The following is a 26,779-nucleotide window of genomic DNA, read 5'->3' on the forward strand; positions in this document are numbered from 1 at the left end:
CGTCAGCGGACCGCGCCGACCACCGCCCACGCGCCCGAGCGCATCCGCAGCAGCAGGCCGGCCAGCCGCAGCACCACGAACAGCGTCAGCCCGGCCCAGATCCCGCCCAGCCCGAGTTCCAGCCCGTACGCCAGCCAGATCGCCGGCAGGAATCCGCCGAACGCGCACACGATGGTGAGGTTGCGCAAGTAGCGCACGTCGCCCGCGCCGATCAGCACCCCGTCGAGCGCGAACACCACGCCACCGATCGGCTGGAGCGCGACGAACCAGGGCCAGGCCGTCATGGCCTGCTCGCGTACCTGCGGATCGGAGCTGAACCACGACGGCACGACGCCGGCGCCGGCGGCGATCAGCACCGCGAAGGCCACGCCGCACAGCCCGCCGAGCAGCGCGACGCGGCGGGCCAGGAACCGCGCGCCGGCTGCGTCGCCGCCGCCCAGCGCGGCGCCGACCAGCGACTGCGCGGCGATGGCCAGCGCGTCGAGCACCAGCACGGTGAAGAACCACAGTTGCAGGGCGATCTGGTGCGCGCCCACCGCGGCGGCGCCGAAGCGGGCCGCGACAGCGGTCGCGGACAGGAAGCTGGCCTGGAACGCGACACCGCGCACCAGCAGGTCCCGGCTGAGCACGAGCTGCTGACCGATCACCCGGGGCCGGGGCCGCAGCGAGACCCGCTCGCGCACCAGCGCGGCCGCGAACAGGACGCCGGAGAGCGTCTGCGCGATCGCGTTCGCCACCGCCGAGCCGACCAGCCCGAGCCCGGCCGGATAGACCAGCAGCGGGCAGAGCACCGCGGAGAGCAGGTTGGGGCCGAGCACGAACAGCAGCGGCCGGCGGGTGTCCTGGATGCCGCGCAGCCAGCCGTTGCCGGCGGCGGCGAGCAGCAGACCGGGCGCGCCGAGCGCCGCGACCCGCAGCCATCCGGCGGCGGCGTCGGCCACCTCGCCGGGGCCGCCGACGAGGGTACGCGCCAGCGCGCCCCCGCCGATGCCGATGGCGACCGCCACCAGCACACCGGTGGCCAGCGCGAGCCAGGACGCCTGCACGCCCTCGGCCACCGCGGCGGCCCGGTCCCCCGCCCCGAAGCGGCGGGCCGAGCGCCCGGTGGTGCCGTACGCGACGACGGTGCCGACCCAGGCGGTGAGCGTCATGACGGTGCCGCCGACGGCGAGCGCGGCCAGCGGCACCCGCCCGAGGTGACCCACCACTGCGGTGTCGACCAGGACGTAGAGCGGCTCGGCGGCCAGCACCACGAGGGCGGGCAGCGCGAGCGTGGCGATCCGCCGGGGTGTGGCGGCGGTGGCGGGGGCGGCAGTCGTGCTCATCGACGCCGATCCTGGCACGCTCCCGGTAAGGTCCGCAAGGCGGGGGGCTACTTACTTGCGTCGGCCAGGAACCGGGCCGTGTCACGGCGCCCGCGCAGACGGCGCACCGGCAGCCCGGGGGCGTGCTCGACCAGCGCGGCCAGCACCCGGGGCCGGGAGTCGCGGGGGTAACGCCAGACGTAGGGCAGGAAGTCGAGATCGAGCCGCTCCGGGCAGCCCTCGGGCAGGTCGGCGCGGGGCGCGGCGCGATGTGCCCACCGGCGGCGGACGATCCGGACCAGGCAGCGCAGCCGGGAGGTGTCGCAGAGCACCAGCAGGTCGGCGCGGGGCAGCCGGAGGTCGAGCGTGCTCGCGTAGTTGCCGTCCATCACCCAGGCCGGGCGGGCGGCGAGCGCTGCCACCTCGGCGCGGAAATCCGCCGGGGCCGGTGCGGTCCAGCCGGGGCGCCAGTAGTGCCGGTCGAGGTGGATCAGCGGAAGGTCGAGTCGCCGGGCCAGTTCACCGGCGAGCGTGCTCTTGCCGGCGCCGGAGGCGCCGACGACCAGGATGCGTCGCACCGGGTGACGGTAGCGCCGTCCGGCACGGCGGTCGGTCCCGAGCGGCGGTGACGTCGGCGTCGGGCCACGGGTGCGGCCCGGCCGGCGTCACCGCCGGACGGCGTACGTCACTGACGGGTGTCCATCGAGGTCTGCAGCGCGCGGCGCATCTGCTCGCGCGCCTCGTCGGTGGTGGTCTCGGTCTGCGGCTTGCGCTTGCTGGGCATCTGAGGTCCTTCCAGGGTGCGGTCCGCCGGACACGGCGGCCCTACGGGCGCCCGGCTGCGGTCCGGGATCACCGGAGCGGCTCGCCTGGCAGCGTGAGCCCGGGTCGGTCTGACCCTGGAGGGAGGCGAGGCCGGGTGCGGCAGCACCGCCCGTGACCAGCGCCGCGAAGCGCCGGCCCTCACCCAAATTAACGTTCACTTTCCAGATGCTGCCCACAGTTCCCGAAATGCGGAAAGATCAACCTCGTCGTCCGGCTCGGCCGGCCGTGTCAGCGGGCCAGGAAGTGCCAGCCCAGCCACCACCAGAAACCGAACAGGCCGATCCGCCCGACCGGCACCGGGCCCACCTCGTACCGCATCACGAAGGCGCAGACGTCGGCCAGCGACGGGACCCGCGAGCCCTCCCGGCGCGCCACCCATTCGACGACCGCGAACAGCACGAGCGAGACCAGAAACCCGCCGATCGCCAGTGCCCGCATCATCGGCGCACCAGTCCCCAGAACGTGGACAGCCACGCGAACCAGGCCGCCGAACGGATCACACTGTCCTCCAGCAGCGGATCGGCCAGCCGGGAGAGGGTGGGGAAGTCGTCACCCGCCGCCGCCATGAACGTCGCCCCCTCGAAGACCCCGAAGACGGTCACCGGCACCAGCCACCAGAGCGCGACCGACGGCAGCCGGCGGGGCGCCGGGCGCCGGGGCACCCGGTTGCTCAGGCCGACCCAGATCAACCCTCCGCCGGTGGTGAGGATGTAGAGGTTGGCCGCGGTCGAGAAGGACGGAAGTTGACCGCCGACCAGGGACAAGCAGATCAGCACCGGCACGGAGACGACCGGCCGGTCCCAGGCCCGGGGCGCCTCGACGGTGAGCTCACGGGGATGATCCATCACCCGATTGTCCCCAGCGTCACGCACGGCGGAAAGGCTGGCACGCCTCGTAATCCCTGGAAAAGCCGCCGATCAGCTCACACTTCCGATCATCGCCGCGCCTCGGCCCGGCAGAAATATCGGCACAATTCCGCTTTTAGGGGGCTACCAGCGTTGCGGTAGCGAGTTCGGCCCGGATCCGTCCGACCAGCTCGTCGAGCGCGCCCCGCCCGGTGAAGCCGGCCGCGAACCGGTGCCCGCCACCGCCCAGCGCCACCGCCACCGCGCTCACGTCCACCGCGCCCTTGCTGCGCAGCGACACCGCCCACTCGGCCTCGCCCGCCTGCTTGATCACGCAGCTCACGTCCGCCTCCTCGGTGCACCGCACCGAGTCGATGAGCGCCTCCAGCACGTACGCCGGCTGGTCGTGCCGGACCAGGTCCTCGCGGGTCGCGTACGTCCAGACGAGCCCGTGCCCGGCGGCGGCCGCCGGTTCCAGCGTGGCCCGGCCGAGCACCTCGCCGAACAGGCGGACGGCGCCGAACGGGCGGGTGTCGAACACCCGCCGGGAGATGTCGCCGGGCCGGATGCCGGTGGCCAGCAGACGCGCCGCCATCCGGTGCACGGCAGGCGTGGTCGCCTCGAAGCGGAACGAGCCGGTGTCGGTGGTCAGCGCGACGTAGAGCCCGGTCGCCACCTCCGCGTCGAGCGTCGCCCCGAGCCGGTCCAGCAACTCCAGCGCGACCACCGAGGTGGCGGCGGCGTGCGGGTCGACCAGGTTGATCCGGCCGAAGCCGGTGTTCGAGGCGTGGTGGTCGAGCACCAGCGACGTGCCCGCCGTGTCCAGCCGGCCCACCAGGTCACCCAGCCGCGACTCGCTCGCCGCGTCGAAGCAGATCACCAGATCCGGATCGGGGTACGTGTCGTCCTGCGGCACCAGCAGCTCCACGCCGGGCATCCAGCGGAACGGCTCGGGCACCTCCGGCGGGCCGGGGAAGGTCGCCTGGAGATCGCGTACGCCGAGCCGCCGCAGACCCAGCCCGAAGCCGAGCATGCTGCCCAGCGCGTCCCCGTCCGGGTTCACGTGGCAGATCAGCAGCACCCGCGCGTCGGCGGGAAGGTCGCGTACCGCCGCGACGGCCGCCGCCCACTCCGATTCGGCCGGGCCGGCCGGCAGGCCACCCGCGACGGCGACCTCGGTCACCGGCGGTCGCCCTCGCGCGGCTCGTCGTCGGCGGCCGGCTCGTCGTCCGCGGCGTCCTCGTCGTCCTCGACCCGGTACGGCTGGGCGTCGCCCGCGTACGAGGACTTGGCGGCCAGCCGCTGCACCTCGGCGTCGGCGGTACGCGCTGCGGCGAGCAGGTCGTCGATGTGCTTGACCTGGTCCTGCACGTCGTCGAGGACGAAGGTCAGCGTCGGCGAGTGCCGCAGCCCGAGCGCCTTGCCGACGGTGCTGCGCAGCATGCCCTTGGCGCTCTCCAGCGCGGCGGCGGTGCTCGCCTGGGCCGCCGCGTCACCGAGCACCGTGTAGAAGACGGTGGCGTCGCGCAGGTCGGCGGTGATCCGGGCGTCGGTGATCGTGATCATGCCGAGCCGGGGGTCCTTGATCTGGCTGCGCACCACCGACGCGACGAGTTCCCGGATACGCTCCGCGTGCCGGCGAACCTTTGCCTGATCCGTCATGTCCCCCACCTCCGGGATCACCTGTACCGATGACGGCGCCGGGTCACCGTGCGACCCGGGCCGTCGGCCGGAGACGGCGGGCGCGTGGGCGCCGCCGGGTCCGACCGCCCAACGCTGAAGAACACTACCCGCGTCCCACCGGACCTCACGCGGCACGGGCGGAGTACCGCGCGACGCGCCGTCAGTCGTCCTCGCCGTGCAGGCGACGGCGCACCGACAGCAGTTCGGTCTCCGGGCGGGCGGCGACCAGCCGCTCACAGGAGTCGAGCACCTCGCGGACGTGGGCCGGCTCGGCGGCCACCACCGCCACCCCGATCTCGGCCCGGCCGTGCAGGTCCAGCGCCCCCACCTCGGCGGCGGAGACCTCGAACTTCCGCAGCGCGGCGACGATCGGCCGGACGTAGGACCGCTTGGCCTTCAGGGACCGGGAGTCACCCGGGAGCAACAGGTCGAACAGTGCGGTTCCGGTATACACGGCGAGCAACGGTACGCCGGGTGGCGCACCCCGGCACGCGATTAAGGCGCGACCGCCACCAGCACGTCCCGCTCGATCGCCTGGTCGACCCGGTGGGCGAAGTCACCGAAGCCGGGGCCGTCGAGCACGCGCAGCCCGGCGTCGGCCAGCACCGCCTCCGCCTGCGCCCGCGGCGCCACGTGGGTGTTCCAGGACAGCCCGAGCGCGCCACCGGGGCGCAGCAGCTCCCGCCACACCGGCACGGCCGCGGTGAGCAGCTCCAGCGGGCTGCGGGACAACCCCTGATCGGTACGGCTGCCGTGCGCCACCCCGTACGGCGCGTCGGTCACGATCACGTCGGCGCAGCGGGGGCGCAGCGCCTCGCGGGCCCGGGTGGTGTCGGTGTTCAGCACGGTGACCCGCTGGGTGGCCCCGGCCCGGTGCTCGTCCCGCGACGGCGCGAGCACCGCCTCGAACCGGCGGGCCACCAGCTTGCGGTCCCGGCGCACCGACGTCGACTCGGTGGTGTGCTTGAGCCGCTTTCGGCGCAGCCAGGTACGCAGGAACGTCGCGTACGCGTCGACGTCCTTGCTGTCGCGCTCGACCCCGATGCCGTCGTAGCCGTACATCAGCGCCTGGTTGAGCGTGGTGCCCCGGCCGCAGAGCGGATCCAGCACCACCACCGGCCCGTCCAGCATCCGGGGCGCGGCGGCGGAGGCGAGCACTGTGACGTTGAGCAGCAGCCGGGTGAACTGCTCGTTGGTCTTGCCGGCGTACTTGGGGATGGTGATCAGGTCGGAGTCGTACCGGGCCAGCGGGCTCAGCGGCACCGGCCGCAGCAGGTCGTCACCGACCCGCTCGAACAGCGCGTACGCCGCCGACAGGTTCGCCAGGTGGGCCAGGTCCCGCTCGCCGAGTCCGGGTTCGGGGGCGGTGAACGTCAGGTACTCCACCCCGCCGATCCGGGTGACCTCGGCGTCGCCCGGCACCACGTCGAGCACGCCGGAGCCGGCGAACACGGCCAGTTCGGCGCGGGCCAGCCGGGCCGCCGCGTCGGCGTAGACGCGGTTGGCGGAGGGGGCGAGGAGCAGCGCGTACCGGATCACGCCGCAGATTGTCGCAGCCTGCGGAAACGGCGACGGCCGGGGCCCGAAGGCCCCGGCCGCCGACCGGTCGTACGTGTGGAACTCAGGCGCGCGGCTTCTCGCGCATCTCGAACGTCTCGATGACGTCGCCGACCTGGACGTTGTTGTAGCCGCCCAGCGTCAGACCACACTCGAAGCCCTCGCGGACCTCGGTCGCGTCGTCCTTGAACCGCTTCAAGGAGCTGATCGTGAGGTTGTCCGCCACGACCGCACCGTCCCGCAGCAGCCGCGCCTTGGCGTTGCGGCGGATGAGGCCGGACCGGACGATACAGCCGGAGATGTTGCCGATCTTGGACGAGCGGAAGACGTCGCGGATCTCCGCGGTGCCCAGCTCGACCTCCTCGTACTCCGGCTTGAGCAGACCCTTGAGCGCGGCGTCGATCTCCTCGATGGCCTGGTAGATGACCGTGTAGTACCGGATCTCCACGCCCTCGCGGTCGGCCATCTCGCGGACCTTGTTCGAGGCCCGCACGTTGAAGCCGATGATCGTGACCGCCTCGGACGAGGCGCTCGCGAGCATGACGTCGCTCTCGGTGATCGCGCCCACGCCCCGGTGGATGATCCGAAGCTGGACCTCCTCCGGGATGTCGAGGTTGAACAGCGCGTCCTCGAGCGCCTCCACGGAACCGGAGACGTCGCCCTTGAGCACCAGGTTGAGCGAGGTCTTCTCGCCCTCCTTGAGCTGCTCCATGAGCGTCTCGAGGGTGGCCCGGCCACGGGAGTTGGCGAACGACGCCGCCCGCCTCCGCGCCTGCCGCTGCTCGGCGATCTGCCGCACGGTGCGGTCGTCCTCGGCGGCCAGGAAGGTGTCACCCGCACCCGGCACCGTGGTCAGACCCAGCACCATGACCGGACGCGCCGGACCGGCCTCGTCGACCGGCTTGCCGTTCTCGTCCAGCATGGCCCGCACGCGGCCGTGCGCCCCACCGGCGACGATCGAGTCACCGGCACGCAGGGTGCCCTTCTGCACCAGCACGGTCGCCACCGCGCCACGGCCCTTGTCCAGGTGCGCCTCGATCGCGACACCCTGCGCCGGCCCGTCGATCGGAGCGGTCAGCTCCAGCGACGCGTCGGCGGTCAGCAGCACGGCCTCGAGCAGTTCCTCGATGCCGATGCCGGGCTTGGCCGCCACGTTGACGAACATGGTGTCGCCGCCGTACTCCTCGGCGACCAGGCCGTACTCGGTCAGCTGCTGGCGGACCTTGTCCGGGTTCGCCTCGGGCTTGTCGACCTTGTTAACCGCGACCACGATCGGCACGTCCGCCGCCTTGGCGTGGTTGAGCGCCTCGATGGTCTGCGGCATCACGCCGTCGTCCGCCGCCACCACCAGGATCACGATGTCCGTGACCTGGGCGCCACGGGCACGCATGGCGGTGAACGCCTCGTGACCCGGGGTGTCGATGAACGTCACCGCGCGGTCCTCGCCCTCGTGCGGGACGTGGACCTGGTAGGCGCCGATGTGCTGGGTGATGCCACCCGCCTCGCCGGCCACCACGTTCGCCTTGCGGATCGCGTCGAGCAGCTTGGTCTTACCGTGGTCGACGTGACCCATGACGGTCACGACCGGCGCACGGCTGACCAGGCGGTCCGCCGCGACCTCGGCGTCGAGGTCGATGTTGAACTGCGCGAGCAGCTCGCGGTCCTCGTCCTCCGGGCTGACGATCTGCACGTCGAAGCCGAGGTGCTCACCCAGCAACTGCAGGGTCTCGTCGGAGCACGACTGGGTCGCCGTCACCATCTCGCCCAGGTTGAACATCTCCTGGACCAGCGAACCCGGGTTGGCGTTGATCTTGTCGGCGAAGTCCGACAGCGAGGCGCCACGGGACAACCGGACGACCTGACCCTGACCGCGGGGCGCGCCCGAGGACATGGTCGGGGCCGACAGGTTGTCGAACTCCTGTCTGCGCTGCTTCTTGGACTTGCGACCGCGGGTCGGGCGACCACCCGGACGCCCGAAGGCACCCGCAGCGCCACCGCCACGGCCACGACCGCCGCCACCGGGACGGCCACCGCCGCCGACCGGACCACCCGGACGGAAACCACCGCCGGGAGCACCGCCACCGCCGCCGGGACCGCCGCGGTAGCCACCGCCACCGCCGCCACCACCGGGACCGCCGCGGTAGCCACCGCCACCGCCGCCACCACCGGGTCCACCGCGGTAGCCACCGCCACCGCCGCCGGGACGACCGGCGCCACCACCGGGTCCGCCACGACCGCCACCGGGGCCGCCGGGACGGCCGGTGGTCGGACGCTGGCTCGGCATCGAGGCCGGGCTCGGCCGCGGCGGCATCGACGCCGGGCTGGGCCGCGGCGGCATGCCGGCCGGGCTGGGACGGGGACCGCCCGCACCGGCGGCCGGGGGCCGCTGCTGCTGGCCGCCCTGGATGCCGAACGGGTTGTTACCGGCGCCGCGCGCCGGCGGACGACCGCCCGGCCGGGCACCGGGGCCCTGACCCTGGCCCGGACCGCCGGGGCGACCGGCGGCCGGGGAACCCGGACGCGGCGGCATGGCGTTCGGGCCGGGACGCGGGCCGGGACGGGGACCGCCCTCGGCCGGAGGCTCCCGGCGTACGGTCTCGCGCTGCTGCTGGCGGGCGGCCTGCGCGGCCTTGACCGCGGCCTCCTGCTCAGCCTTCAGCGCGGCGGCACGCGCTTCGGCGGCCGCCACTTCGATGTCGTGCGCGCTCGCCGGCTTGGCGACCGGAGTCGCCGGCTGCGGCGGGCCGGGGACCGGGCCCTTGGGCTTCGGTCCAGGGGTCGGCGCAGCCGGACGCCGGGGCGGCATCGGCTTGGCCGAGACCCGGGGGGCACCCGGGGTCGGGGTGGGCGTCGGGGTCGGTGCCGGACCGCTGGGCGCGGCAGCCGGCGGGCCGGCGGGCGCCGACGAACCGGCTACGAAGGCGCTACGCAGCCGCCGGGCGACAGGCGCCTCGACGGTGCTGGACGCGGACTTCACGAACTCGCCCATTTCCTTGAGCTTGGCGAGAACGGTCTTGCTTTCGACCCCGAGCTCCTTGGCAAGCTCGTGTACGCGGGCCTTTCCTGCCACTGCACTCCTCACTCCGAGGTCGTGCGGGCAGCACCCGCAGCGACCTCACTCGTGCACTTGAAGCCTGGTCATTTCAGGGACTTCATCGTGTGCTCATGTCGGTCGTCCTACCTTGCTAGCGACCCTCGACCGGTCGGGCTTGACCGGTCGTCGGGGGTTGCGCGTCGACGTGCTCCGCAAGCGCACCGTGGTCAGGAACCCCGGTGAGGCGCAGTGCCCGCCCGAAGGCGCGACGCCGCACCGCCTGCGCGAAGCAGGCCGGATCAGGGTGCATGTTCGCTCCCCGACCCGGCAGTCTGCGGGCCGGATCGGGCCTGAGACTGATGTGACCAGCCTCGTCACCGATCGCGACAACCCGCAACAACTCGCTGGCCGGCGCCCGTTTCCGGCAGCCCACACAGGTGCGCTCCGGAATCGCGCGTCGTGCCACTGAGTAAGTCTACCCCTAGCCGCCGGAGATCGCGCCGCCCGGCTCCGGGACGTGATCAGCTCCGCCCCGGCTCTGCGGGGCCGCGGTCTCCGCGTCGGACCGGATGTCGATGCGCCAACCGGTCAGGCGGGCCGCCAGGCGGGCGTTCTGCCCTTCCCGGCCGATCGCGAGCGAGAGCTGGAAGTCCGGGACCGTCACCCGGGCGGTACGGGAGGCCAGGTCGACCACCTCGACCCGCAGCGCCTTGGCCGGCGACAACGCGTTGCCGACGAACGTCGCGGGGTCGTCCGACCAGTCGATGATGTCGATCTTCTCGCCGTGCAGCTCGCTCATCACCGCGCGGACCCGCTGCCCCATCGGGCCGATGCAGGCGCCCTTGGCGTTGACGCCGGACGCGGTCGAGCGGACCGCGATCTTCGTACGGTGACCTGCCTCACGGGCGATCGCGCCGATCTCCACGGTGCCGTCGGCGATCTCCGGCACCTCCAGCGCGAACAGCTTCTTCACGAGCGCCGGATGCGACCGGGACAGCGTGATCTGCGGGCCGCGCATGCCCTTGGCGACGTGCACGACCACGCAGCGGATCCGCTCGCCGTGCTCGTACCGCTCGCCGGGGACCTGCTCGGACTGCGGCAGGACGCCCTCCAGCTTGCCCAGGTCGACGCTGACGATGCCCTTCTCCCGGCGCGTCTCGTGCGCCTGCACCACGCCGGTGACCAGGTCACCGTCGCGGCCCACGTACTCGCCGAAGTGCACCTCGTCGGTGGCCTCCCGCAGCCGTTGGAGGATCACCTGCTTGGCGGTCATGGCGGCGATCCGCCCGAAGTCGTGCGGGGTGTCGTCCCACTCCCGGGTGACGGTGCCGTCGGCGTCGAGCTCCTGCGCGAAGACCGAGGCGGCCCCGCTCTTGCGGTCGATCTCCACCCGGGCGTGCGACTCGGCGCCGTCGGTGTGCCGGTAGGCGGTCAGCAGCGCGGTCTCGATCGCCGCGAGGATCGTGTCGAACGGGATCTCCCGCTCGCGCTCCAGGGCGCGCAGCGCCGCGAGGTCGATGTTCACCTCTCCTCGTCCTCCAGATCTTCGTCGTCGTCGGTGTCTGTGTCGTCGCCGAGGTCCTCGTCGGCCAGGTCGTCCAGGCGGCTGAACTCCACCTGGACCCGGCCGGGCCCGAGTTCGGCGTACGGGTGTGCCACGGGGCCGGCGTCGGTCTCCAGCTCCACGCGCTCGTCGTCGGCGGCCGTGATCCGGCCGGTGAGCTGGCGGTCCCCGGCGTCGCCGCGGACGGTGACCTTGACCAGCCGGCCCACGTTGCGCCGCCAGTGCCGGGGCAGGGTGAGCGGGCGGTCCACGCCGGGCGAGCTGACCTCCAGCTGGTACTCGCCGGCCACGATGTCGCCGCCGGACTCCTCCGCCGCGTCCAGGGCCGCCGACACCGCGCGGGAGACGTCCGCCACGGCGTCCAGGTTGATCCCGCCGTCGGCGTCCACGATCACCCGGACCACGTGCCGCCGTCCAGCGCGGGAGACGGAAAGGTCCTCCAGGTCGTAGCCGGCCGCGGCGACGACCGGTTCGATCACCTCGCGCAGCCGGTTGCGGCGCGCGTTCAGATCGCCACGGGGTGCGCCGCTGCGCTCCGCGCCGCGGGGGCCGTCGGACCGGCGGGGCCGCCCGGCGGGCCCCGTCGGCCGGGTGGCACGGCCACGCTGCGTCATTCCGCGCACCTCTCCTGCTGTTGCCACGACCCGCGGGCCGTGTTGTCCCGGGCCGGTGCGGGCGGTCGGCCCGCCATACCGGCACGCCACCGGGGCGTCCGCGCCCGGTGGTTGCGCAGAGCGTAACGCTAACGGCCGCGGACGGACCCGGCGGCGCACCGAGACCCTGACCCATGAGGCGGCGCGAATGGTGTTGACTCTGTCAGGTGGGGACCGGCAGAACACCATCCGACCAGGTCAGAGCGGGGCATTCCCGGCGCTGGCTGCTGCGCGCCGGAGGGCTCGTGGCGCTCGGCGGCGCGGCCGCGCCGCTGACCGGTTGTGATCTTTTCGACCGCGACCGGCAGCCACCGGCGCCTGATGCGCTGGAGCCGCTGGCCGCCGAGGCGCTGGCGCTGGAGGCCCGCTACCGGGCCGCCGCCACCGCCGCCCCGGCGCTCGCCGGACGGCTCACCCCGATCGCCGACGCGCACAAGGCACACGCCGAGGAGCTACGCCGGGTCATCGGCCGGCCGGCTCCCTCCGGCACGCCGGCGGCCGCCGGCTCGGCGAGCGCGCCCGCGCCCGACGCCGTGCTCACCGAGCTGCGTCAGGCCGAGCAGGAGGGCCGGACCAACGCGGCGAAGGCCTGCGCCGAGGCGCCGGCCGAGCGGGCCGCGCTGCTCGGCTCGATCGCCGCCGCGCGGGCGACCCACGTGGAGGCCCTGAAGTGAACAACCCGACGACCGGCCCGGCCTCCGCCCTCGCCGACGCGCTCGCCGCCGAGTACGCGGCGATCTGGGCGTACGGGGTGATCGGCGTGCACCTCACCGGCGCGGCGCGGACGGCGGCCCGGGCCGCCGAGGCGGCGCACCGGTCCCGCCGCGACGCGCTGCTCCTGCAGCTCGCCGAGGGCTCCGGGCAGGTACCCGCGGACCGGGCCGGGTACGCGCTGCCCTATCCGGTCACCGACCGGGCGGGAGCGCTGCGGCTGGCGGTGGAGATCGAGGAGCGGACCGCCGGGCACTGGCGGGCCGCGCTCGCGCACACCAGCGGCGTGGAGCGGAACAGGGCGCTCGCCGCGCTCACCGACTGCGCGCTGCGGGCCACCCGCTGGCGGCGTACGGCGGGCGTGACACCGGTCACCGTTCCGTTCCCGGGCCGCCCCGCCTGAGCGCGACGCCGGTCACCCGGCGAAGCTTCCCGGTTGCGCTGCGCATACCAGGTATGCATACTCGCGGTCATGTCCATCCGTCACGGCCTGCTCGCCCTTCTCGAACGCGGCCAGATGTACGGCTATCAGCTCCGTGCCGCGTTCGAGGAGTCCACCGGGTCGACCTGGCCGCTGAACATCGGGCAGGTCTACACCACGCTGGCCCGGCTGGAACGCGACGGACTGGTGCGCCCGCTGCCGGAGAACGAGAGCGGGCAGCGGCCGTACGAGATCACCGACGCCGGACGGGCGGACCTGGCGATGTGGTTCGCCACCCCGATCAGCCGCGCCGACCGTCCCCGCGACGAGTTGTCGATCAAGCTGGCGCTGGCGTTGACCACGCCGGGCGTCGACGTGCGGGCGGTGGTGCAGACCCAGCGCACCGCCACCATGCGCGCGCTTCAGGAGTTCACCCGGTTGAAGTACACGAGCGACAAGCCGGAGGATCTACCCTGGCGGCTGGTGCTGGACGCGATGATCTTCCAGACCGAGGCCGAGGTGCGGTGGCTCGACCACTGCGAGACCAGCCTGGTCCGGCACCGCCCGGCGCCGATCCGGGCGGTCGACCACCCCGAGGCGGTGGACCGGGCCGGCGACGAAGCCCGCCGGTGAACCGGCACGGGAGGCGCTGATGGACCCGATCGACGGGGTGCTGGAACTGCGGGACGTACGCCGTACGCACGGCACCGGTGAGGCCGCCGTGCACGCGCTGCGCGGCGTGAGCCTGACCGTGCGGGCCGGGGAACTGGTGGCGGTGATGGGCCCCTCCGGGTCCGGCAAGTCCACGCTGCTGGCGCTCGCCGGCGGCCTGGACCGGCCCACCGGCGGCGAGGTGGTGGTCGAGGGCGAGGCGCTGGTCGGGCTGTCCGCCCGGGAGCTGGCCCGGCTGCGCCGCCGCCGGATCGGGTACGTCTTCCAGGATCTGAACCTGCTCGGCAGCCTGACCGCGGTGGAGAACGTGGCGCTTCCCCTGGAACTGGACGGCGCCGGCGTACGGGCGGCCCGCCAGTCGGCCCTCGACGCGCTGCGCGAGGTCGACCTGGAGGACCTGGCCGACCGCTTCCCGGACCAGATGTCCGGCGGCCAGCAGCAGCGGGTGGCGATCGCCCGGGCCCTCGTCGGCGAACGCCGCCTGGTCCTCGCCGACGAGCCGACCGGCGCGCTGGACTCGCAGACCGGTGAGGCGGTGCTGCACCTGCTGCGCCGCCGGGTGGACGCCGGGGCGGCCGGGGTGCTGGTCACCCACGAGGCCCGGCACGCGGGCTGGGCGGACCGGGTGGTCTTCCTGCGCGACGGGGTGATGGTCGACTCGACCGCCCCGCTGATCGGCGTCGACCACCTGCTCAGCGGCAGCATCCGGTGACCGGCGGCCGCCTCGCCGCCGTACGCGGATCGTGGCGGACCGCGCTGCGGATCGCCCGCCGGGAGGCCCGGCGGTCCCGGCGGCGCACGCTGCTGGTGCTGGTGATGATCGCGCTGCCGGTGCTCGGCCTCAGCTTCGCCGCGGTCAGCTACGACATGGCCGATCTGAACCGCGCCGAACGGATCGAGCGCCAGCTCGGCGGCGCCGACGTCGCGCTGCGCTGGGACAGCCTGACGGCGGTGAGGCAGGACGCCTGGGGCGAGTCGGCCTGGCCGGTCGAGGGCGAATGGGTCGGCCGGACCCGTCCGGCGACCGCCGAGGAGGTGCGCGCGCTGCTGCCCGAGGGCAGCCGGGTCGCCCGCACGCGCTGGTGGATGACGTTCTCGACGCGGATCGGCCGGCACGTCGAGTCGCTCGACGCGCGCGCCCTGGACCTGACCGACCCGCTCACCCGGCCGCTGGCCCGGGTCCTCGACGGCCGGCCGCCGGTGCGCCCGGACGAGATCGCGGTCAGCCCCGCGGCGCTGCGCCGGCTCGACACCCGCATCGGCAACCCGGTACGCACCATCGACGGCGCCACGTACCGGGTGGTCGGGGTGGTGGAGTACCCGGACAACCTCCGGGAGGTGATCACGCTGGCCGGGGTGACCCCGGAGACCGCGGCCGGCAGCGACACCTGGCTGGTGGACCTGCCCGGCCCGCTCGACCCGGGGCTCGCCGACCGGCTGAACGCGCAGGGCATCCAGATCGTCGTCCGCGACCCGCTGCCCGGGCGGGAGGAGCTCACCCGCGGTATGCGCGTGCCGGACGCCGACGAGGCCGGCGTCGTCGGCGTGGTCGGCGGGCTGGGCCTGCTGGAGGTGGTGCTGCTGGTCGGCCCGGCCTTCGCGGTGAGCGTCCGCCGTCGGCGGCGCGACCTCGCGCTCGTCGCGGTGGCCGGTGGCGACGCCTCCCACCTGCGCCGGATCGTGCTCGCCGACGGGGTGGTGCTCGGCGCCGGCGGGGCCGCCCTCGGGCTGCTGCTCGGCATCGGCGCCGCGTTCGCCGGCCGGCCGCTCGTCGAGCAGTACCTGCTCGGGGAGCGCCTCGGGGCGTACCGGATCTTCCCGGCCGCGCTGGTGGCGATCGCCGCGACGGCGGTGCTGGCCGGGGTGCTGGCGGCGATGGCGCCGGCCTGGACGGCGGCCCGGCAGGACGTGGCGACCGGCCTGGCCGGCCGGCGCGACGGGTCCCGGCCCCGCCGCCGCTGGCTGCTGATCGGGGTGGCGCTCACCGTCGCCGGGACCGCGATCGCCGCGTTCGCCGCCGGCCGCACCTCGCAGACCGGCGTGCTGGCCGGTGTCGCCCTGGGCGAGCTGGGGCTGGTGTTCTGCACCCCGACGCTCGTGGGCGTGCTGGGCCGGGCCGGCCGGCTGCTGCCGCTCACCCCCCGCCTCGCGTTGCGCGACGCCAGCCGCAACCGGTCGTCGGCCGCGCCGGCCATCTCGGCGGTGATGGCCGCCGTCGCCGGAAGCGTCGCGCTCGGCGTCTACGTGGCGAGTGACGAGACCCGCTCCCGGGAACTCTGGCAGCCCGGCCTGCCGCCGGGCAACGTGCTGCTCACCCACTCCGGCGAGATCCCGGCGGGCCCGCCGTCGGCCGAGGCCGTCGCCGCCCGGGCCCGCACGGTCCTGCCCGACGCCACAGTGGTGTCCGTCGCGACCCCCGGGTGCGCCGGCGACGTCCGGGACAAGAACGACTGCGCGGCGTACGCGCTCGTTCCGCCGGAGCGGCGCTGCCCGTACACCTCCTCCGACCCGGTTCCCGACTCGGCCCGGCGCGATCCGCGCTGCGTGAGCCCCTTCCAGGAGCCGGTCGACGTCTACCTGCCGGCGCTCGTGGACGACGGCGCCGCGCTGGCCGCGCTCACCGGCGCGCCCGCCGACGAGCTGGCCGCCGCGCGCCGGACGCTCGCCACCGGCGGCGTGGTGGTCACCGACGCCCGGCGGGTGGTGGACGGGCAGGTCCGGGTGGAGGTCAACTACAACTCCGGCGGCCCGCCCACCGGGCGTCTCCTGCCCGCGTACGCGCTGCGCGGCGGTCTCAGCGTCGACCGGTTGGTGCTCTCCCCCGCCGCCGCGGACGCGCTCGGCCTGTCCGCCGTACCGCTTGGCTACCTGCTGGACACCGCCGGCTCGCCCACCGATCGGCAGATGGAGATGCTGACCGACGAGCTGTACGACATCGGGCCCATGTCGGCGCAGGTGGCGACCGCCGACCCGCCGTCGGACCAGCGCCCGATGCTGCTCCTGCTGGCGGTGGCCTCGGGGGTGATCACGCTGGGCGCCGCCGCTGTCGCCACCGGCCTCGCCGCGGCCGAGGGCCGCCGGGACCTGTCCACGCTCGCGGCGGTGGGCGCCGATCCCCGGGTACGCCGCCTGCTGTCGCTCTGCCAGGCCGGGGTCATCGCGGTGCTCGGCTCCGCGCTGGGCATCGTCGCCGGGCTCGGCTCCGCCGTGGTCGTCCTGGCCGCGCTCAACCAGCGGTACGCGGACTCCTGGCCGGTGCAGCCGCCGTACCCGGTGACGGTGCCCGGCGTGACACTCGCCGCGCTGGTCGTGGTGCCGCTGGTGGCGATGGGCGGCGCGGCGCTGTTCACCAGGTCCCGCCTGCCGATCGAACGCCGGCTCGACTGAGCCGGCCACCCATGCATGATCACACCATTTCGCCGGAGTGGCGGCATCGCGGCGGGGTGGATGCCACCACTTCGGGGAAATGGAGTCGACCTTGGGGCGGACTGACCGTCCGAGGGGGTGACGGGGCGCGGTGCGGGCGGCACACTTGTCGGATGTCAGCCCTGGGAACCCTCACCCGCCGTCTCGGTCACCAGCGTTGGTTCGGCGCCACCATGCGCCTGCTCGTCCCGGCCGACCGGCTGGTCGGTCGGATGACGAAGGGCCGAGTGGTCGCCTTCGGGCTCGTGCCCACGCTGGTGCTCACCTCCACCGGCCGCCGCTCCGGCAAGCCCCGCAGCAACCCCCTGGTGTACGTCCCCGACGGCGACGCCTACGTGGTGATCGGCTCGAACTGGGGGCAGCAGCACCAGCCGTCCTGGACGTTCAACCTGATGGCTAATCCGGCCGCCGAGGTGGACGTCAAGGGCCGCCGGATCCCGGTCACCGCCGAGCAGGTCACCGGCGAGGAACGGGAACGGCTGTTCCAGCGGCTGGTGCAGGAGTGGCCCGCGTACCGCACGTACGTCGAGCGCGCCGGTAACCGCGAGATCCGCGTCTTCCGCCTGGTCCCGAACGCCTGAGCGCCCTTGCCGCAGACGCGCACAATCCGACATCCGCGCCCCCGGGGCCGCCCGGCCCGATCTGGCTAGGGTTGCCGCAGGCGAGCGCTCGGACGGAGGTGGACCGTGGCTGTCGACGTGAACGCCGAGCGGCGTCTGGACGACCCGCGGTGGCAGGTGGCCGAGCGCGTCGGTGACGCCGTCCTGCGGCGGTTCCCGGCCGACGTGCTGGCGGTCGCCGTACACGGTCCGCTCGCGCACGGCGACGACGACGGCGGCGGGGACCGCGAGGTCGGGTTGCTGGTCGTCACCTACCGGCCCGGCGCCGGGCCGCCGCCGGCCACCCGCCGGGTCGACGGGGTGCTCGTCGACCTGACAGTGGCCGGGGCGGACGACTACCTGCGCCGGGCGACGACGATCACGTCCCGGTGGCCGCTGGCCGCTGATCGGTACGTCACCACCCGTGCCCTGCACGACCCGACCGGCTGGCTGCCGAAGCTGCGCGACGAGCACCTGGCGCGACTGGCGCGGGCCCGGCCGGCGGAGTTCACCGGCGCCGCGCGGCAGGCGTGGTACCGGGGCAGCGCGGCGCACGCCCGGGCGTTGCGGCTGGCCGAGTGGTACGAGACGGACCAGGCGCTGCTCATGCTCGGCGAGGCGCGGCTGGCCGCGGCGACGGTGCAGGGGCTGTTCAGCCGCACCTACTTCCGCGACGCCGGGGACGCGGTGCGGCGTATCGGGCTGGCCGGCGCGGACATGACCGAGGTGGGCGCGGCGCTGACCCGCCAGGCCGAGGAGCTGGCCGCCCGGGGCCGGCCGGTCGACGGCACGATCGACGACCTGTTGTCCGGCTGAGGACGGCTCCGCCTCAGCCGATGCCGCCGCCGACGCCGATCAGCGCGCCGATCAGGTAGGTGGCGCCGGCAGCCAGCGCGCCGAGCAGCAGCTGCCGCAGACCGGCACGCCACCAGGCACGGTTGGTGAACCGGGCCACGATCGCACCGGCGACGAAGAGGCCGACGCCGCCGACGGCGAGCGCCAGCCAGAGGCTGGTGAAACCGAGCAGGTACGGCAGCAGCGGCACCAGCGCGCCGATCGAGAAGCAGACGAACGACGAGATCGCGGCGGCCCACGGGCTCGGCTGGTCGTCGGGGTCGACGCCCAACTCCTCCCGCACGTGCACCCGCAGCGCCTCCTCCGGGTTGGCGCGTACCGCCTCGGCGACCTGCGTCGCCAGCTCGCGGGGCAGTCCACGGGCGACCCAGGCGTCGGCCAGCTCCCGGGCCTCGGCCTCGGGGTGGCGTTCCAGCTCGCGCCGCTCCTTGGCCACCTCGGCGGCGACCTGCTCGTTCGCGGACCGGACGCTCGTGTACTCGCCGAGACCCATCGAGATGGCGCCCGCCACCAGGCCGGCCGCGCCGGTGAGCACCACGTTGCGCGGGGACACCCCGCCGCCGCCCACACCGGCGATCAGCGCGATGTTGGTGACCAGTCCGTCCATCGCGCCGAAGACGGCCGGCCGCAGCCAGCCGCCGGAGACGTCCGCGTGGTGCGCCTCGCGCAGCGCCGCCGGGGTGTCGGTCACGGCAGCGTCAGGATCTCGTAGCCGTCGTCGGTGACGACGATGGTGTGTTCGAACTGGGCCGTCCACCGGCGGTCCTTGGTGACCACGGTCCAGCCGTCGTCCCACATGTCGTACTGGTAGGTGCCGAGCGTGATCATCGGCTCGACGGTGAACGTCATGCCGGGCTCCATCACGTCGGTGGGGCGCGGGCTGTCGTAGTGCGGCACGTAGAGGCCACTGTGGAACGCCTCGCCGATGCCGTGCCCGGTGAAGTCGCGGACCACGCCGTAGCCGAAACGCTTCGCGTACGACTCGATCACCCGGCCGATGACGTTGATCTGCCGGCCCGGCGCGATGGCCTTGATGCCGCGCATCATCGCCGTGTGGGTCCGCTCGACAAGCAGGCGGGCCTCCTCGCTCACCTCGCCCACGCAGAACGTGGCGTCGGTGTCGCCGTGCACGCCGTTCAGGTACGCGGTGACGTCGACGTTGATGATGTCGCCGTCCTGGAGCACCGTCGAGTCGGGGATGCCGTGGCAGATCACCTCGTTGAGGCTGGTGCAGCACGACTTCGGGAAACCCCGGTAGCCGAGCGTCGACGGGTAGGCGCCGTGGTCGCAGAGGAACTCGTGCACCACCCTGTCGATCTCGTCGGTGGTCACCCCCGGCTTGCAGTGCTCACCGGCGAGCTGGGTGGCCTGCGCGGCGAGGCGCCCGGCCACGCGCATCTTCTCGATGGTCTCCGGCGTCTGCACGTGCGAGCCGCGCCACTCCTGCGGGCGCTTCTTACCCACGTACTCCGGGCGCGGGATGTGGGCGGGAACCGCTCGCCACGGGGAGAGCGTGCCGGGGGTCAGCGGCGCACGGACGGTCATGGCCCAAGCCTATCGCCGGGGGTGGTGTGCCCCCCGCCACAGCCCGGCCGGGCAGGTTGTTGCCGTACCGCAAACGCTGTGCCATTGTTGCTCCGTGGATCAAGGGGGCGCGGCGCCCGTCTTCTCCGTGACGGCGCAGGTCGACGGCGACCAAGTGCGCGTCCAGGTGACCGGCGAGGTCGACATGGCGACCGCCGACACCATGTTCCAGACCGTGCTCCGCGAGCCTGCCAAGCAGCTCACGCTCGACCTGCGGGCGGTGACCTTCTTCGACTCGGCCGCCATCCACGCGGTGGTCCGGCTCGCCCAGCGGTTCCCGAACGCGCTCACCGTGCTGCCGTCCCCGCAGGTCCGACGCGTGCTGGACATCTCCGGCCTGGGCGACCAGGACTGGCTCGTCCCCACCTGACCGACTCGGGTGCTCTTCGGGTCTAGAAGGCGTCTCCCATCGCCGGCGGCAGGGGCAGGTCCGGTCTCGGCTGCCCCTGATCCGACGCGGGGTGCCGCTTTCCCGACTCCCCGGCGGTGTCCGGGGCGAGATCACGACGCAGCGACTCGGCGTCGCGCTTGCGCACCCCGCTCGCCCGGATCGTGTTCACCGCGATGATGGTGAGTTCGTTCGCCACGTTGATGCCGCTGACGCGCGGGCCGCTGCGCAACCCCTCCTGAACCAGGCGGAGGGCCGACATCGCGGCCCGCTGGGAACGGGAGGGCCGGCTGGCGGACGGGGACCAGCCCTTACCGACGGTGCGCGCGGCCTCGGCCAGGCACCGCGCGGCCTCGGCGAGCGACGGCGGAACGGGCTCGTCGTCACGGATCGCGCGTTCGAGGTTGAGCGCGACGTCGCGGCTGTGCAGCAGGGAGCGGATCATGAGGATGGCGCCGTGCCGCCATCCCTGCAACGCGCTCTGGTTGTGCCACCGCAGCGGCGAGATGCGGACGACCTCGTCGGCGCCCGACATTGCGGCCTCCACCTCCGAGGTGTCGAGCCGGCGCAGCCTGTCGAGACCCTGACGGGCCAGCTCGGCGTCCCGGGCCAGGGCCGCGTCGGCGAGGCGGTCCAGCTCGGCGGCCATCTGGTCGAGCAGTGGCCGGCCGGCCCGCCGGATCCGGTGGATCGGGTGCAGGGGCAGCACCACGACCGCGACCAGGATGCCGACCACTCCACCGACGACGCCGTCGAGGAAGCGGGGCAGCGCGATGTCGGTCCGGGCCGGGAAGAGCACGGCGATCACCAACGCGCTGCCGCCGACCTGGGTGACGAACGCGCCCTCGTCGCTGAGCAGGACGGCGACGAGGATCGCGGCGGCGACGATGACGCCGATCTGTACGTATCCCTGCCCGACCCAGGAGACCAGCAGGTCGCCCAGCGCGATGCCCACCGCCACGCCGGCGATGAGCAGCAGCGTACGGCGGAAGCGCTGACTCACCGAACTGGCGATGGTGCCGACCGCGACGGCGGGCGCGAACAGCGGTTGCGGGTTGTGGATCAGATCCTTCGCGACCCACCACGCGACTGCGGCGGCCACCCCGCACTGCACCGCCACGAGCAGGCTCAACCGCACCCGCCGCAGTCGCTCTCCCACGGTCGCCCGGCCGGTGCGGCGAATCGCCGTCCACGCCGCGCCAACCGGGTCGTTCCCGCTGTCCCGCGAAAGACGGAACGGCTCACGCCCCATGAGGCGATCCTAGGGACTTCGCCGCATTTGATCCGCTTTACTCGGCAACAGCCCTCAGTCCCGGTCGGCCAGCCGGCGGCGCAGCGTCAGCTCGGTGCCCTCCTCGGTACGGGTCACGTTCATCTCCCCCAGCGCCTGGATCAGCGCCAGCCCGCGCCCCCGGAAGCTCGACCCGCTCGACTCCCGCCAGCGCCCGGTGTCCCGGACGGTCGCGGTGACCGTACGGTCGGCGATCGTCACCTCGACCTCGATCGTCGGGTCCACCGGGTCGACCGGGTGCTCGATCGCGTTCGCCGCCGCCTCGGAGACCGCCACGGTCAGGTCGAACAGGTCGGTCTCGCCGACCTGGTGGGCGACGAGGAAGTCCTCCAGCCGCTTGCGCAGCACGCTGAGCCGGGTCGGGTCGGCGGGCAGACGCAGCGCGAAGCGGTTCAACTCGGCCGCCTCCAGCGCGAGGACGGCCACGTCGTCGTGCCGGGAGCGCTCGGCCACCCGCGCCATGACGGCGTCGACCAGGTCCGCCACGTGCTCGGCGCGGGCCGTCGCGTCCGACCGCAACTGGCCCAGCCCGGCGTCGATGCCCGCGGACCGGTCCTCGATCAGGCCGTCGGTGTAGAGCAGTAGCCGGTTGCCCGGCGCGAGTTCGCCTTCGGCGGCCGGGTAGACGGTGCCGGGGATCGCCCCGATCGGCGGTCCGAGGGCCCGATCGTGCAGGAACGCCACGTCGTCTCCTCGGATCAGCAGGGGTGAGGGATGGCCGGCGCTGGCGTACCGGATCCGGCCGGTGCGCGGGGAGAAGCCGAGGCAGACGACGGTGGCGAAGGAGCCGCTGCCGGCGGAGTGGACCAGCCGGTTGAGGCGGGTCAGCGCCTCGCCCGGGTCGTAGCCCTCCAGGACGTACGCCCGCAGCGCGTTGCGGAGCTGGCCCATCGCCGCGGCGGCCCGAACGCCCTTGCCCACCACGTCACCGATGACCAGCACCAGGTCGTCGTCGGCGGTGGCCATCACGTCGTACCAGTCGCCGCCGACCTCCACGTCGGCGCTGCCGGGCAGGTAGCGGCTGGCGACCACCGCGCCGGGCAGCCGCGGCAGCGTACGCGGCAGCAGGCTGTGCTGGAGCGTGGTGGCGATGTGGTGCTCGGCCTCGTAGAGCTGGGCGTTCTCCAGCCGTACGCCGACCAGCCGGGCCAGTTCGGTCAGCGCCGCCTGCTCAGTGCCGCCGCCCTCGCGCCGCCACACCCGCAGCTCACCGAGCTGCTCGCCGGACGTGCCGGTGAGCGGCAGCACCACTGTCGGGTCGGCGGGCAGGTCGCCGCCGGCGTCCTCCTCGTGACGGGCCCCGGTGGTGGTGACGCGGACCCGTCCGGCCTCGGCCAGGCGCAGCGCGTGCCGGGCGGCCACCCGCACCACCTCGGCTGTCGACCGGGCGGTGTTGATCTCCACGGCGGCGTCGGCGAGCGCACGCAGCCGGCGGATGATCTGCCCACGCAACTGGCCCAGCTCGACGTTGGCCCGGACCCGGGCCACCAGTTCCTGGCTGGAGAAGGGCTTGGTCAGGTAGTCGTCGGCGCCCGCGGACAGGCCGGCGACCTCCTCGGCGGCGCCGGCCCGGGCGGAGAGCAGCACGATCGGCACGTACCGGGTGGCCGGTTTGGCGCGCAGCGCGGCGACCAGCCCGAAGCCGTCCAGCCGGGGCATCATCACGTCCGTCAGCACCAGGTCGAACGGAGTCTCGACGGCCAGCCGCAGCGCCTCCGCGCCGTCCGGCACGGCGACCACCTCGTACGCCGGGGAGAGCAGCCGGACGACGTGCTCGCGCAGGTCGGCGTTGTCGTCGGCGAACAGGATCCGGCCCGCGCCGCCCGGCGTGCCGTTCGGCTCGGGCAACCCGACGGGCCGGGCCACCTCGTCGGTCCAGAGCGCCGTCTCGGCGACGTAGAGGCGGGCCTGCTCCGGCTCGGTCAGCGGCACCGGCGAGAGGGCGGACACCCGGTCGGCGGGCAGGTGCGCGTACCCGAACGGCATGGTCACGGTGAACGTGGTGCCCCGGTCGACGACGCTGTGCGCGGTGACGGTGCCGCCGTGCATCTCGACCAGCTCGCGGACCAGGGCCAGGCCGATGCCGGTGCCCTCGTGGGTACGCGAGCGGGCGCCGGCGACCCGGTGGAAACGCTCGAAGACCTGCGGCAGCTCCTCCGGCGCGATGCCGACGCCGGTGTCGGTCACCTCCAGGACGGCGGCCCGGTCCGTCGCGCGTACCCGGACCCGGATCTCGCCGTCGAAGGTGAACTTGACCGCGTTCGACACCAGGTTGAGGACGATCTTCTCCCACATGTCCCGGTCGACGTAGACCGGCGCGGGCAGCGGCGGGCAGTCCACCACCAGGCGCAGCCCGGCCCGCTCGGTGGCCGAGCGGAACGTGCTGGCCAGCCGGGAGGTGAAGTCGGACAGGTCGGTGGGCTGGTAGCGGGCGGCCAGCCGGCCGGACTCCAGCCGGGAGAAGTCGAGCACCGTGTTGACCAGCTTGAGCAGGCGCAACCCGTTGCGGTGCATGACGGTGAGCCGGTCGATGTAGCGATCCGGCAGTTCCCGGTCGGCGAGCATCTCCTCCAGCGGCCCGAGGACCAGCGTGAGCGGGGTGCGGAACTCGTGGCTGACGTTGGCGAAGAAGTTGGTCTTGGCGCGGTCGAGCGCGGCCAGCTCGGCGGCGCGGGCGCGTTCCTGCTCGTACGCCCGCTGCTTGCCCACCGCCCGGCTGACCTGCGCGGCGACCAGGCCGACGAAGTCGCGGTAGTCGTCACTGAACGGCAGCCGGCGGGACACGCCGAGCAGCAGCACCCCGGCCGCCTCGTTCGTCGCGGTCAGCGGCAGCAGGAGCGCCTGGCCGGCGGCGTCCGGCGGCACCGCGCCGGGCAGCTCGGCGGTGGCGATCCAACGCGGCTCGGTGAGCGGCTCGCCGTCGGACACTCCGGGCGGCGGACCGGCGACAACGGCGGGGTCCACGCCCGAACAACCGCCCGCCACGAGATCGCCACGCTCGTCGGGGAACCACAGCGCGCTGAACGGCACGTCGGCTCGGTGGGCGTCGAGCACCCGGGTGACCGCCCGGCCCAGTTTCCGCATGTCCGGCACTTCGCCCAGCTCGTTGCCCAGCTCGGCCAGGGCCCGCAGCCGGCGCTCGCCGAGCACCCGCCCGGTGGTCTCGTTGACGAAGCAGAAGATCCCGCTGACGGTGCCGTCGATGTCGCGGATCGGGTCGTACGAGACGTCGAAGTAGACGTCCTCCAGGAAGCCGTGCCGGTTCAGCACGAAGGGATGGTTCTCACCCCGGTAGGGCACGCCCGTGCGGCGCACCCCGTCCAGCAGCGGGCCGAGCACGTCCCAGGTCTCGGCCCAGTGCCGGTGCGCGGCCTGCCCGATCACGGCGGGGTGCTTGTCGCCGATGGTCGGCCGGTAGGCGTCGTTGTAGAAGGCCAGGTGCTGCTCGCCCCAGAACACCACCATCTGGGCGCGGGACGACAGCATGGTGCTCATCGCGTGGGAGAGCGCGGCGGGCCAGCGGTCCGGGCTGCCGAGCGGGGTGGCGGCCCAGTCGAAGGCGCGCAGCCGCTCGCCCATCTCGCCGCCGGCCGCGAACGCCGCGGCGAGCAGCGGCGACAGTGACGCCTCGCCGGCCGCCGGGGACGAACGACTGTCGCCCCCGCCCCCCTGGGCCGAGCCCATGCAGCCTCCCGCTCCGGCCATGATCACGACGGTCGGCGCTGTCACGCCGACCGTCCCCGCCTACTACCCCGACGGACGAGCAACGTAACGCACCCGCACCGTTCGACGCTGGTTACCTCCGCCTCATCCTGGCGTAACAGACGGGCCGGGGCGACTCGGGCGGTCCGGCCGGGATGACCAGGCCGGAGATTCGGCTGTCCCCACCTACGAAATGTGAGTGTGTGATCTGGCCGACACCACGGACCGGACCAGCGCGGCCACCGGTCGCGGGTCCGGCTCGTTCTCCGGATGCCACTGCACCCCGAGCACGAAGCGCCGCGCCGGATCCTCCACCGCCTCGATCACCCCGTCGTCGGCCCAGCCGGTCACCGCCAGGCCGCCGGGGTCGGCCACCGCCTGATGGTGGTACGAGTTGACCCGGTCCACCCCGGCCATCACCTCGGCGGTCCGGCTGCCGGCGGCGAAGCGCACCGGGTGCGACCCGTACACGCCCGGCGCGGGACGGTGCCCGTCGTGCCCGACCACGTCCGGCAGGTGCTGGTGCAGCAGGCCGCCGTACGCCACCGCGAGCAGCTGCATCCCCCGGCACACGCCCAGCACCGGCAGGTCGGCGGCGAGCGCGGCGCTCAGCAGCGTCGTCTCCCCGGCGTCGCGCTCCGGCCGGCTCTCGGTGCGCGGGTCGGGCGGCTGCCCGTACCGCTCCGGGCCGACGTCCGCGCCGCCGGCCAGCAGCAGCCCGTCCAGCATCCCCAGCACGTCCGCGTCGGCGTCGTCCGGGGGCAGCACCACGGCCCGGCCGCCCGCCGCGGTGACCGCCCGGACGTACGCGTGCGGCACGAGCGTCGCCGGCACGTCCCGCCACACCGCCCAGCCGGCCGGCTCGACGTACGCGGTGATGCCGATGACCGGCCTCATAGCGGTGTGACGTAGGCGCCGGTGATGCCGCCGTCGACGACGAACTGCGCGGCGGTCATGAACGAGGCGTCGTCGCTGGCGAGGAACGCCACCGCGGCGGCGATCTCGGTGGGATCGCCGAACCGGCCCATCGGCACGTGCACCAGCCGCCGGGCCGCCCGCTCCGGGTCCTTGGCGAACAGCTCCAGCAGCAGCGGCGTCGCCACCGGACCGGGGCACAGCGCGTTGACCCGGATGCCCTCGCGGGCGAACTGCACGCCCAGCTCCCGGGTCATCGCCAGCACCCCGCCCTTGCTCGCCGTGTACGCGATCTGCGACGTCGCCGCGCCCATCAGCGCCACGAACGACGCGGTGTTGATGATCGAGCCCTTGCCCTGCCGCCGCATGTGCGGGATGACGTACTTGCAGCACAGGTAGACGCTCGTGGTGTTCACCCGCAGCACCCGTTCCCAGGCGTCCAGGCCGGTCTCCAGGATGGAGTCGTCGTCCGGCGGCGAGATGCCCGCGTTGTGGAACGACACGTCCACCCGGCCGTGCCGCTGCACCACCCCGTCGAACAGGTCGCGGACCGCCGTCTCGTCGGCCACGTCGGCGGCGACGAACTCGCCGTCCACCTCCTGCGCGGCCCGGGTACCGGCGTCGGCGTCGATGTCCACGCACACCACCCGGGCGCCCTCGGCGGCGAAGCGCCGCACGGTGGCCAGCCCGATGCCGCTGCCCGCGCCGGTCACGACCGCCACCCGGTCGGTAAGCCGTCCCTGCACTGTG

At 74.0% G+C, this 26,779-nt stretch carries 25 protein-coding genes and 1 pseudogene; 8 read left to right on the plus strand and 18 right to left on the minus strand.

Annotation, left to right across the window (positions count from 1 at the left end; translation table 11 throughout):
* Positions 1–2 precede the first annotated feature (2 nt).
* The 12 genes and pseudogenes from O7542_RS18570 to rimP all read right to left on the minus strand — a co-directional run bounded on the left by O7542_RS18570 (position 3) and on the right by rimP (position 11,426).
* Positions 3–1,325 carry an MATE family efflux transporter gene (locus O7542_RS18570; RefSeq protein ID WP_069089330.1) on the minus strand — a complete coding sequence of 441 codons (1,323 nt, stop codon included), beginning with the start codon at positions 1,323–1,325 and terminating at the stop codon, positions 3–5.
* 47 nt (positions 1,326–1,372) lie between these two features.
* The gene (locus O7542_RS18575; RefSeq protein WP_064447084.1) at positions 1,373–1,882 is read right to left on the minus strand and encodes an adenylate kinase; all 510 of its coding nucleotides are present in this window, start codon (positions 1,880–1,882) and stop codon (positions 1,373–1,375) included.
* A gap of 475 nt (positions 1,883–2,357) precedes the next feature.
* Positions 2,358–2,567: a DUF6186 family protein gene (locus O7542_RS18580; protein WP_176722875.1), complete on the minus strand. Its 210-nt coding sequence runs from the start codon at positions 2,565–2,567 to the stop codon at positions 2,358–2,360.
* Positions 2,567–2,974, minus strand: coding sequence for a hypothetical protein (locus O7542_RS18585; RefSeq protein ID WP_043325811.1), 408 nt, complete (start codon positions 2,972–2,974; stop codon positions 2,567–2,569). Before O7542_RS18585 ends, O7542_RS18580 begins: the two co-directional genes overlap by 1 nt.
* A 136-nt stretch (positions 2,975–3,110) precedes the next feature.
* The gene (locus tag O7542_RS18590; protein WP_064447083.1) at positions 3,111–4,157 is read right to left on the minus strand and encodes a bifunctional oligoribonuclease/PAP phosphatase NrnA; all 1,047 of its coding nucleotides are present in this window, start codon (positions 4,155–4,157) and stop codon (positions 3,111–3,113) included.
* A complete protein-coding gene (rbfA, locus tag O7542_RS18595) occupies positions 4,154–4,636 on the minus strand; it encodes a 30S ribosome-binding factor RbfA (protein ID WP_043330546.1) in 483 nt (160 codons plus the stop codon). The genes O7542_RS18590 and rbfA overlap by 4 nt, the downstream gene beginning before the upstream one ends.
* Positions 4,637–4,817: 181 nt before the next feature.
* Complete coding sequence (locus O7542_RS18600) at positions 4,818–5,111, minus strand: DUF503 domain-containing protein (RefSeq protein WP_043325814.1); 294 nt, start codon at positions 5,109–5,111, stop codon at positions 4,818–4,820.
* A 41-nt stretch (positions 5,112–5,152) separates the two neighbouring features.
* Positions 5,153–6,196 carry a DNA modification methylase gene (locus O7542_RS18605; RefSeq protein ID WP_064447082.1) on the minus strand — a complete coding sequence of 348 codons (1,044 nt, stop codon included), beginning with the start codon at positions 6,194–6,196 and terminating at the stop codon, positions 5,153–5,155.
* A gap of 82 nt (positions 6,197–6,278) precedes the next feature.
* Complete coding sequence (gene infB / locus O7542_RS18610) at positions 6,279–9,284, minus strand: translation initiation factor IF-2 (protein ID WP_069089329.1); 3,006 nt, start codon at positions 9,282–9,284, stop codon at positions 6,279–6,281.
* A gap of 93 nt (positions 9,285–9,377) precedes the next feature.
* Positions 9,378–9,714, minus strand: a pseudogene (locus O7542_RS18615) (YlxR family protein).
* A 15-nt stretch (positions 9,715–9,729) separates the two neighbouring features.
* Positions 9,730–10,773 carry a transcription termination factor NusA gene (gene nusA / locus O7542_RS18620; protein ID WP_030503423.1) on the minus strand — a complete coding sequence of 348 codons (1,044 nt, stop codon included), beginning with the start codon at positions 10,771–10,773 and terminating at the stop codon, positions 9,730–9,732.
* The gene (rimP, locus tag O7542_RS18625) at positions 10,770–11,426 is read right to left on the minus strand and encodes a ribosome maturation factor RimP (RefSeq protein WP_069089328.1); all 657 of its coding nucleotides are present in this window, start codon (positions 11,424–11,426) and stop codon (positions 10,770–10,772) included. The genes nusA and rimP overlap by 4 nt, the downstream gene beginning before the upstream one ends.
* A gap of 263 nt (positions 11,427–11,689) precedes the next feature.
* On the opposite strand from rimP, the gene O7542_RS18630 reads away from it, so the two are divergent.
* The 7 genes from O7542_RS18630 to O7542_RS18660 all read left to right on the plus strand — a co-directional run bounded on the left by O7542_RS18630 (position 11,690) and on the right by O7542_RS18660 (position 18,110).
* Positions 11,690–12,139 carry a hypothetical protein gene (locus O7542_RS18630; protein WP_187693834.1) on the plus strand — a complete coding sequence of 150 codons (450 nt, stop codon included), beginning with the start codon at positions 11,690–11,692 and terminating at the stop codon, positions 12,137–12,139.
* The gene (locus O7542_RS18635) at positions 12,136–12,579 is read left to right on the plus strand and encodes a ferritin-like domain-containing protein (RefSeq protein ID WP_281604956.1); all 444 of its coding nucleotides are present in this window, start codon (positions 12,136–12,138) and stop codon (positions 12,577–12,579) included. Before O7542_RS18630 ends, O7542_RS18635 begins: the two co-directional genes overlap by 4 nt.
* Before the next feature lie 69 nt (positions 12,580–12,648).
* Positions 12,649–13,230 carry a PadR family transcriptional regulator gene (locus O7542_RS18640; RefSeq protein WP_030503427.1) on the plus strand — a complete coding sequence of 194 codons (582 nt, stop codon included), beginning with the start codon at positions 12,649–12,651 and terminating at the stop codon, positions 13,228–13,230.
* A gap of 19 nt (positions 13,231–13,249) precedes the next feature.
* Positions 13,250–13,981 (plus strand): ABC transporter ATP-binding protein, encoded by a 732-nt coding sequence (locus O7542_RS18645; RefSeq protein ID WP_069089326.1) that lies wholly within the window; start codon positions 13,250–13,252, stop codon positions 13,979–13,981.
* On the plus strand, positions 13,978–16,656 hold the full coding sequence (locus O7542_RS18650; protein WP_281604957.1) for an ABC transporter permease: 2,679 nt from the start codon (positions 13,978–13,980) through the stop codon (positions 16,654–16,656). Before O7542_RS18645 ends, O7542_RS18650 begins: the two co-directional genes overlap by 4 nt.
* 152 nt (positions 16,657–16,808) lie before the next feature.
* Positions 16,809–17,276: a nitroreductase family deazaflavin-dependent oxidoreductase gene (locus O7542_RS18655; RefSeq protein WP_043325828.1), complete on the plus strand. Its 468-nt coding sequence runs from the start codon at positions 16,809–16,811 to the stop codon at positions 17,274–17,276.
* Positions 17,277–17,381: 105 nt separating this feature from the next.
* Complete coding sequence (locus O7542_RS18660) at positions 17,382–18,110, plus strand: nucleotidyltransferase domain-containing protein (RefSeq protein WP_281604958.1); 729 nt, start codon at positions 17,382–17,384, stop codon at positions 18,108–18,110.
* Between the two features lie 13 nt (positions 18,111–18,123).
* On the opposite strand, the gene O7542_RS18665 is transcribed toward O7542_RS18660, so the two are convergent.
* A complete protein-coding gene (locus O7542_RS18665) occupies positions 18,124–18,840 on the minus strand; it encodes a VIT1/CCC1 transporter family protein (protein ID WP_030503432.1) in 717 nt (238 codons plus the stop codon).
* Positions 18,837–19,694 (minus strand): type I methionyl aminopeptidase, encoded by an 858-nt coding sequence (gene map, locus O7542_RS18670; protein WP_043325831.1) that lies wholly within the window; start codon positions 19,692–19,694, stop codon positions 18,837–18,839. The genes O7542_RS18665 and map overlap by 4 nt, the downstream gene beginning before the upstream one ends.
* 94 nt (positions 19,695–19,788) lie before the next feature.
* Here map and O7542_RS18675 point away from each other — a divergent pair, with 94 nt between their 5' ends.
* Positions 19,789–20,103: an STAS domain-containing protein gene (locus tag O7542_RS18675; RefSeq protein ID WP_281604959.1), complete on the plus strand. Its 315-nt coding sequence runs from the start codon at positions 19,789–19,791 to the stop codon at positions 20,101–20,103.
* 22 nt (positions 20,104–20,125) lie between these two features.
* Here the strand turns inward: O7542_RS18675 and O7542_RS18680 are convergent, their stop codons facing one another.
* The 4 genes from O7542_RS18680 to O7542_RS18695 all read right to left on the minus strand — a co-directional run bounded on the left by O7542_RS18680 (position 20,126) and on the right by O7542_RS18695 (position 26,775).
* Entirely contained in the window at positions 20,126–21,373 is a 1,248-nt protein-coding gene (locus O7542_RS18680; RefSeq protein WP_281604960.1) for an FUSC family protein, read from the minus strand.
* Positions 21,374–21,427: 54 nt separating this feature from the next.
* Positions 21,428–25,096 carry a SpoIIE family protein phosphatase gene (locus tag O7542_RS18685; RefSeq protein WP_281604961.1) on the minus strand — a complete coding sequence of 1,223 codons (3,669 nt, stop codon included), beginning with the start codon at positions 25,094–25,096 and terminating at the stop codon, positions 21,428–21,430.
* 204 nt (positions 25,097–25,300) lie between these two features.
* Positions 25,301–26,011, minus strand: a complete 711-nt coding sequence (locus O7542_RS18690) for a gamma-glutamyl-gamma-aminobutyrate hydrolase family protein (RefSeq protein ID WP_043325834.1) — start codon at positions 26,009–26,011, stop codon at positions 25,301–25,303.
* A complete protein-coding gene (locus tag O7542_RS18695) occupies positions 26,008–26,775 on the minus strand; it encodes a 3-oxoacyl-ACP reductase (RefSeq protein ID WP_281604962.1) in 768 nt (255 codons plus the stop codon). The genes O7542_RS18690 and O7542_RS18695 overlap by 4 nt, the downstream gene beginning before the upstream one ends.
* Positions 26,776–26,779 lie beyond the last annotated feature (4 nt).

This window comes from Micromonospora sp. WMMC264 (assembly GCF_027497275.1).
Classification (GTDB): Bacteria; Actinomycetota; Actinomycetes; order Mycobacteriales; family Micromonosporaceae; genus Micromonospora; species Micromonospora chalcea.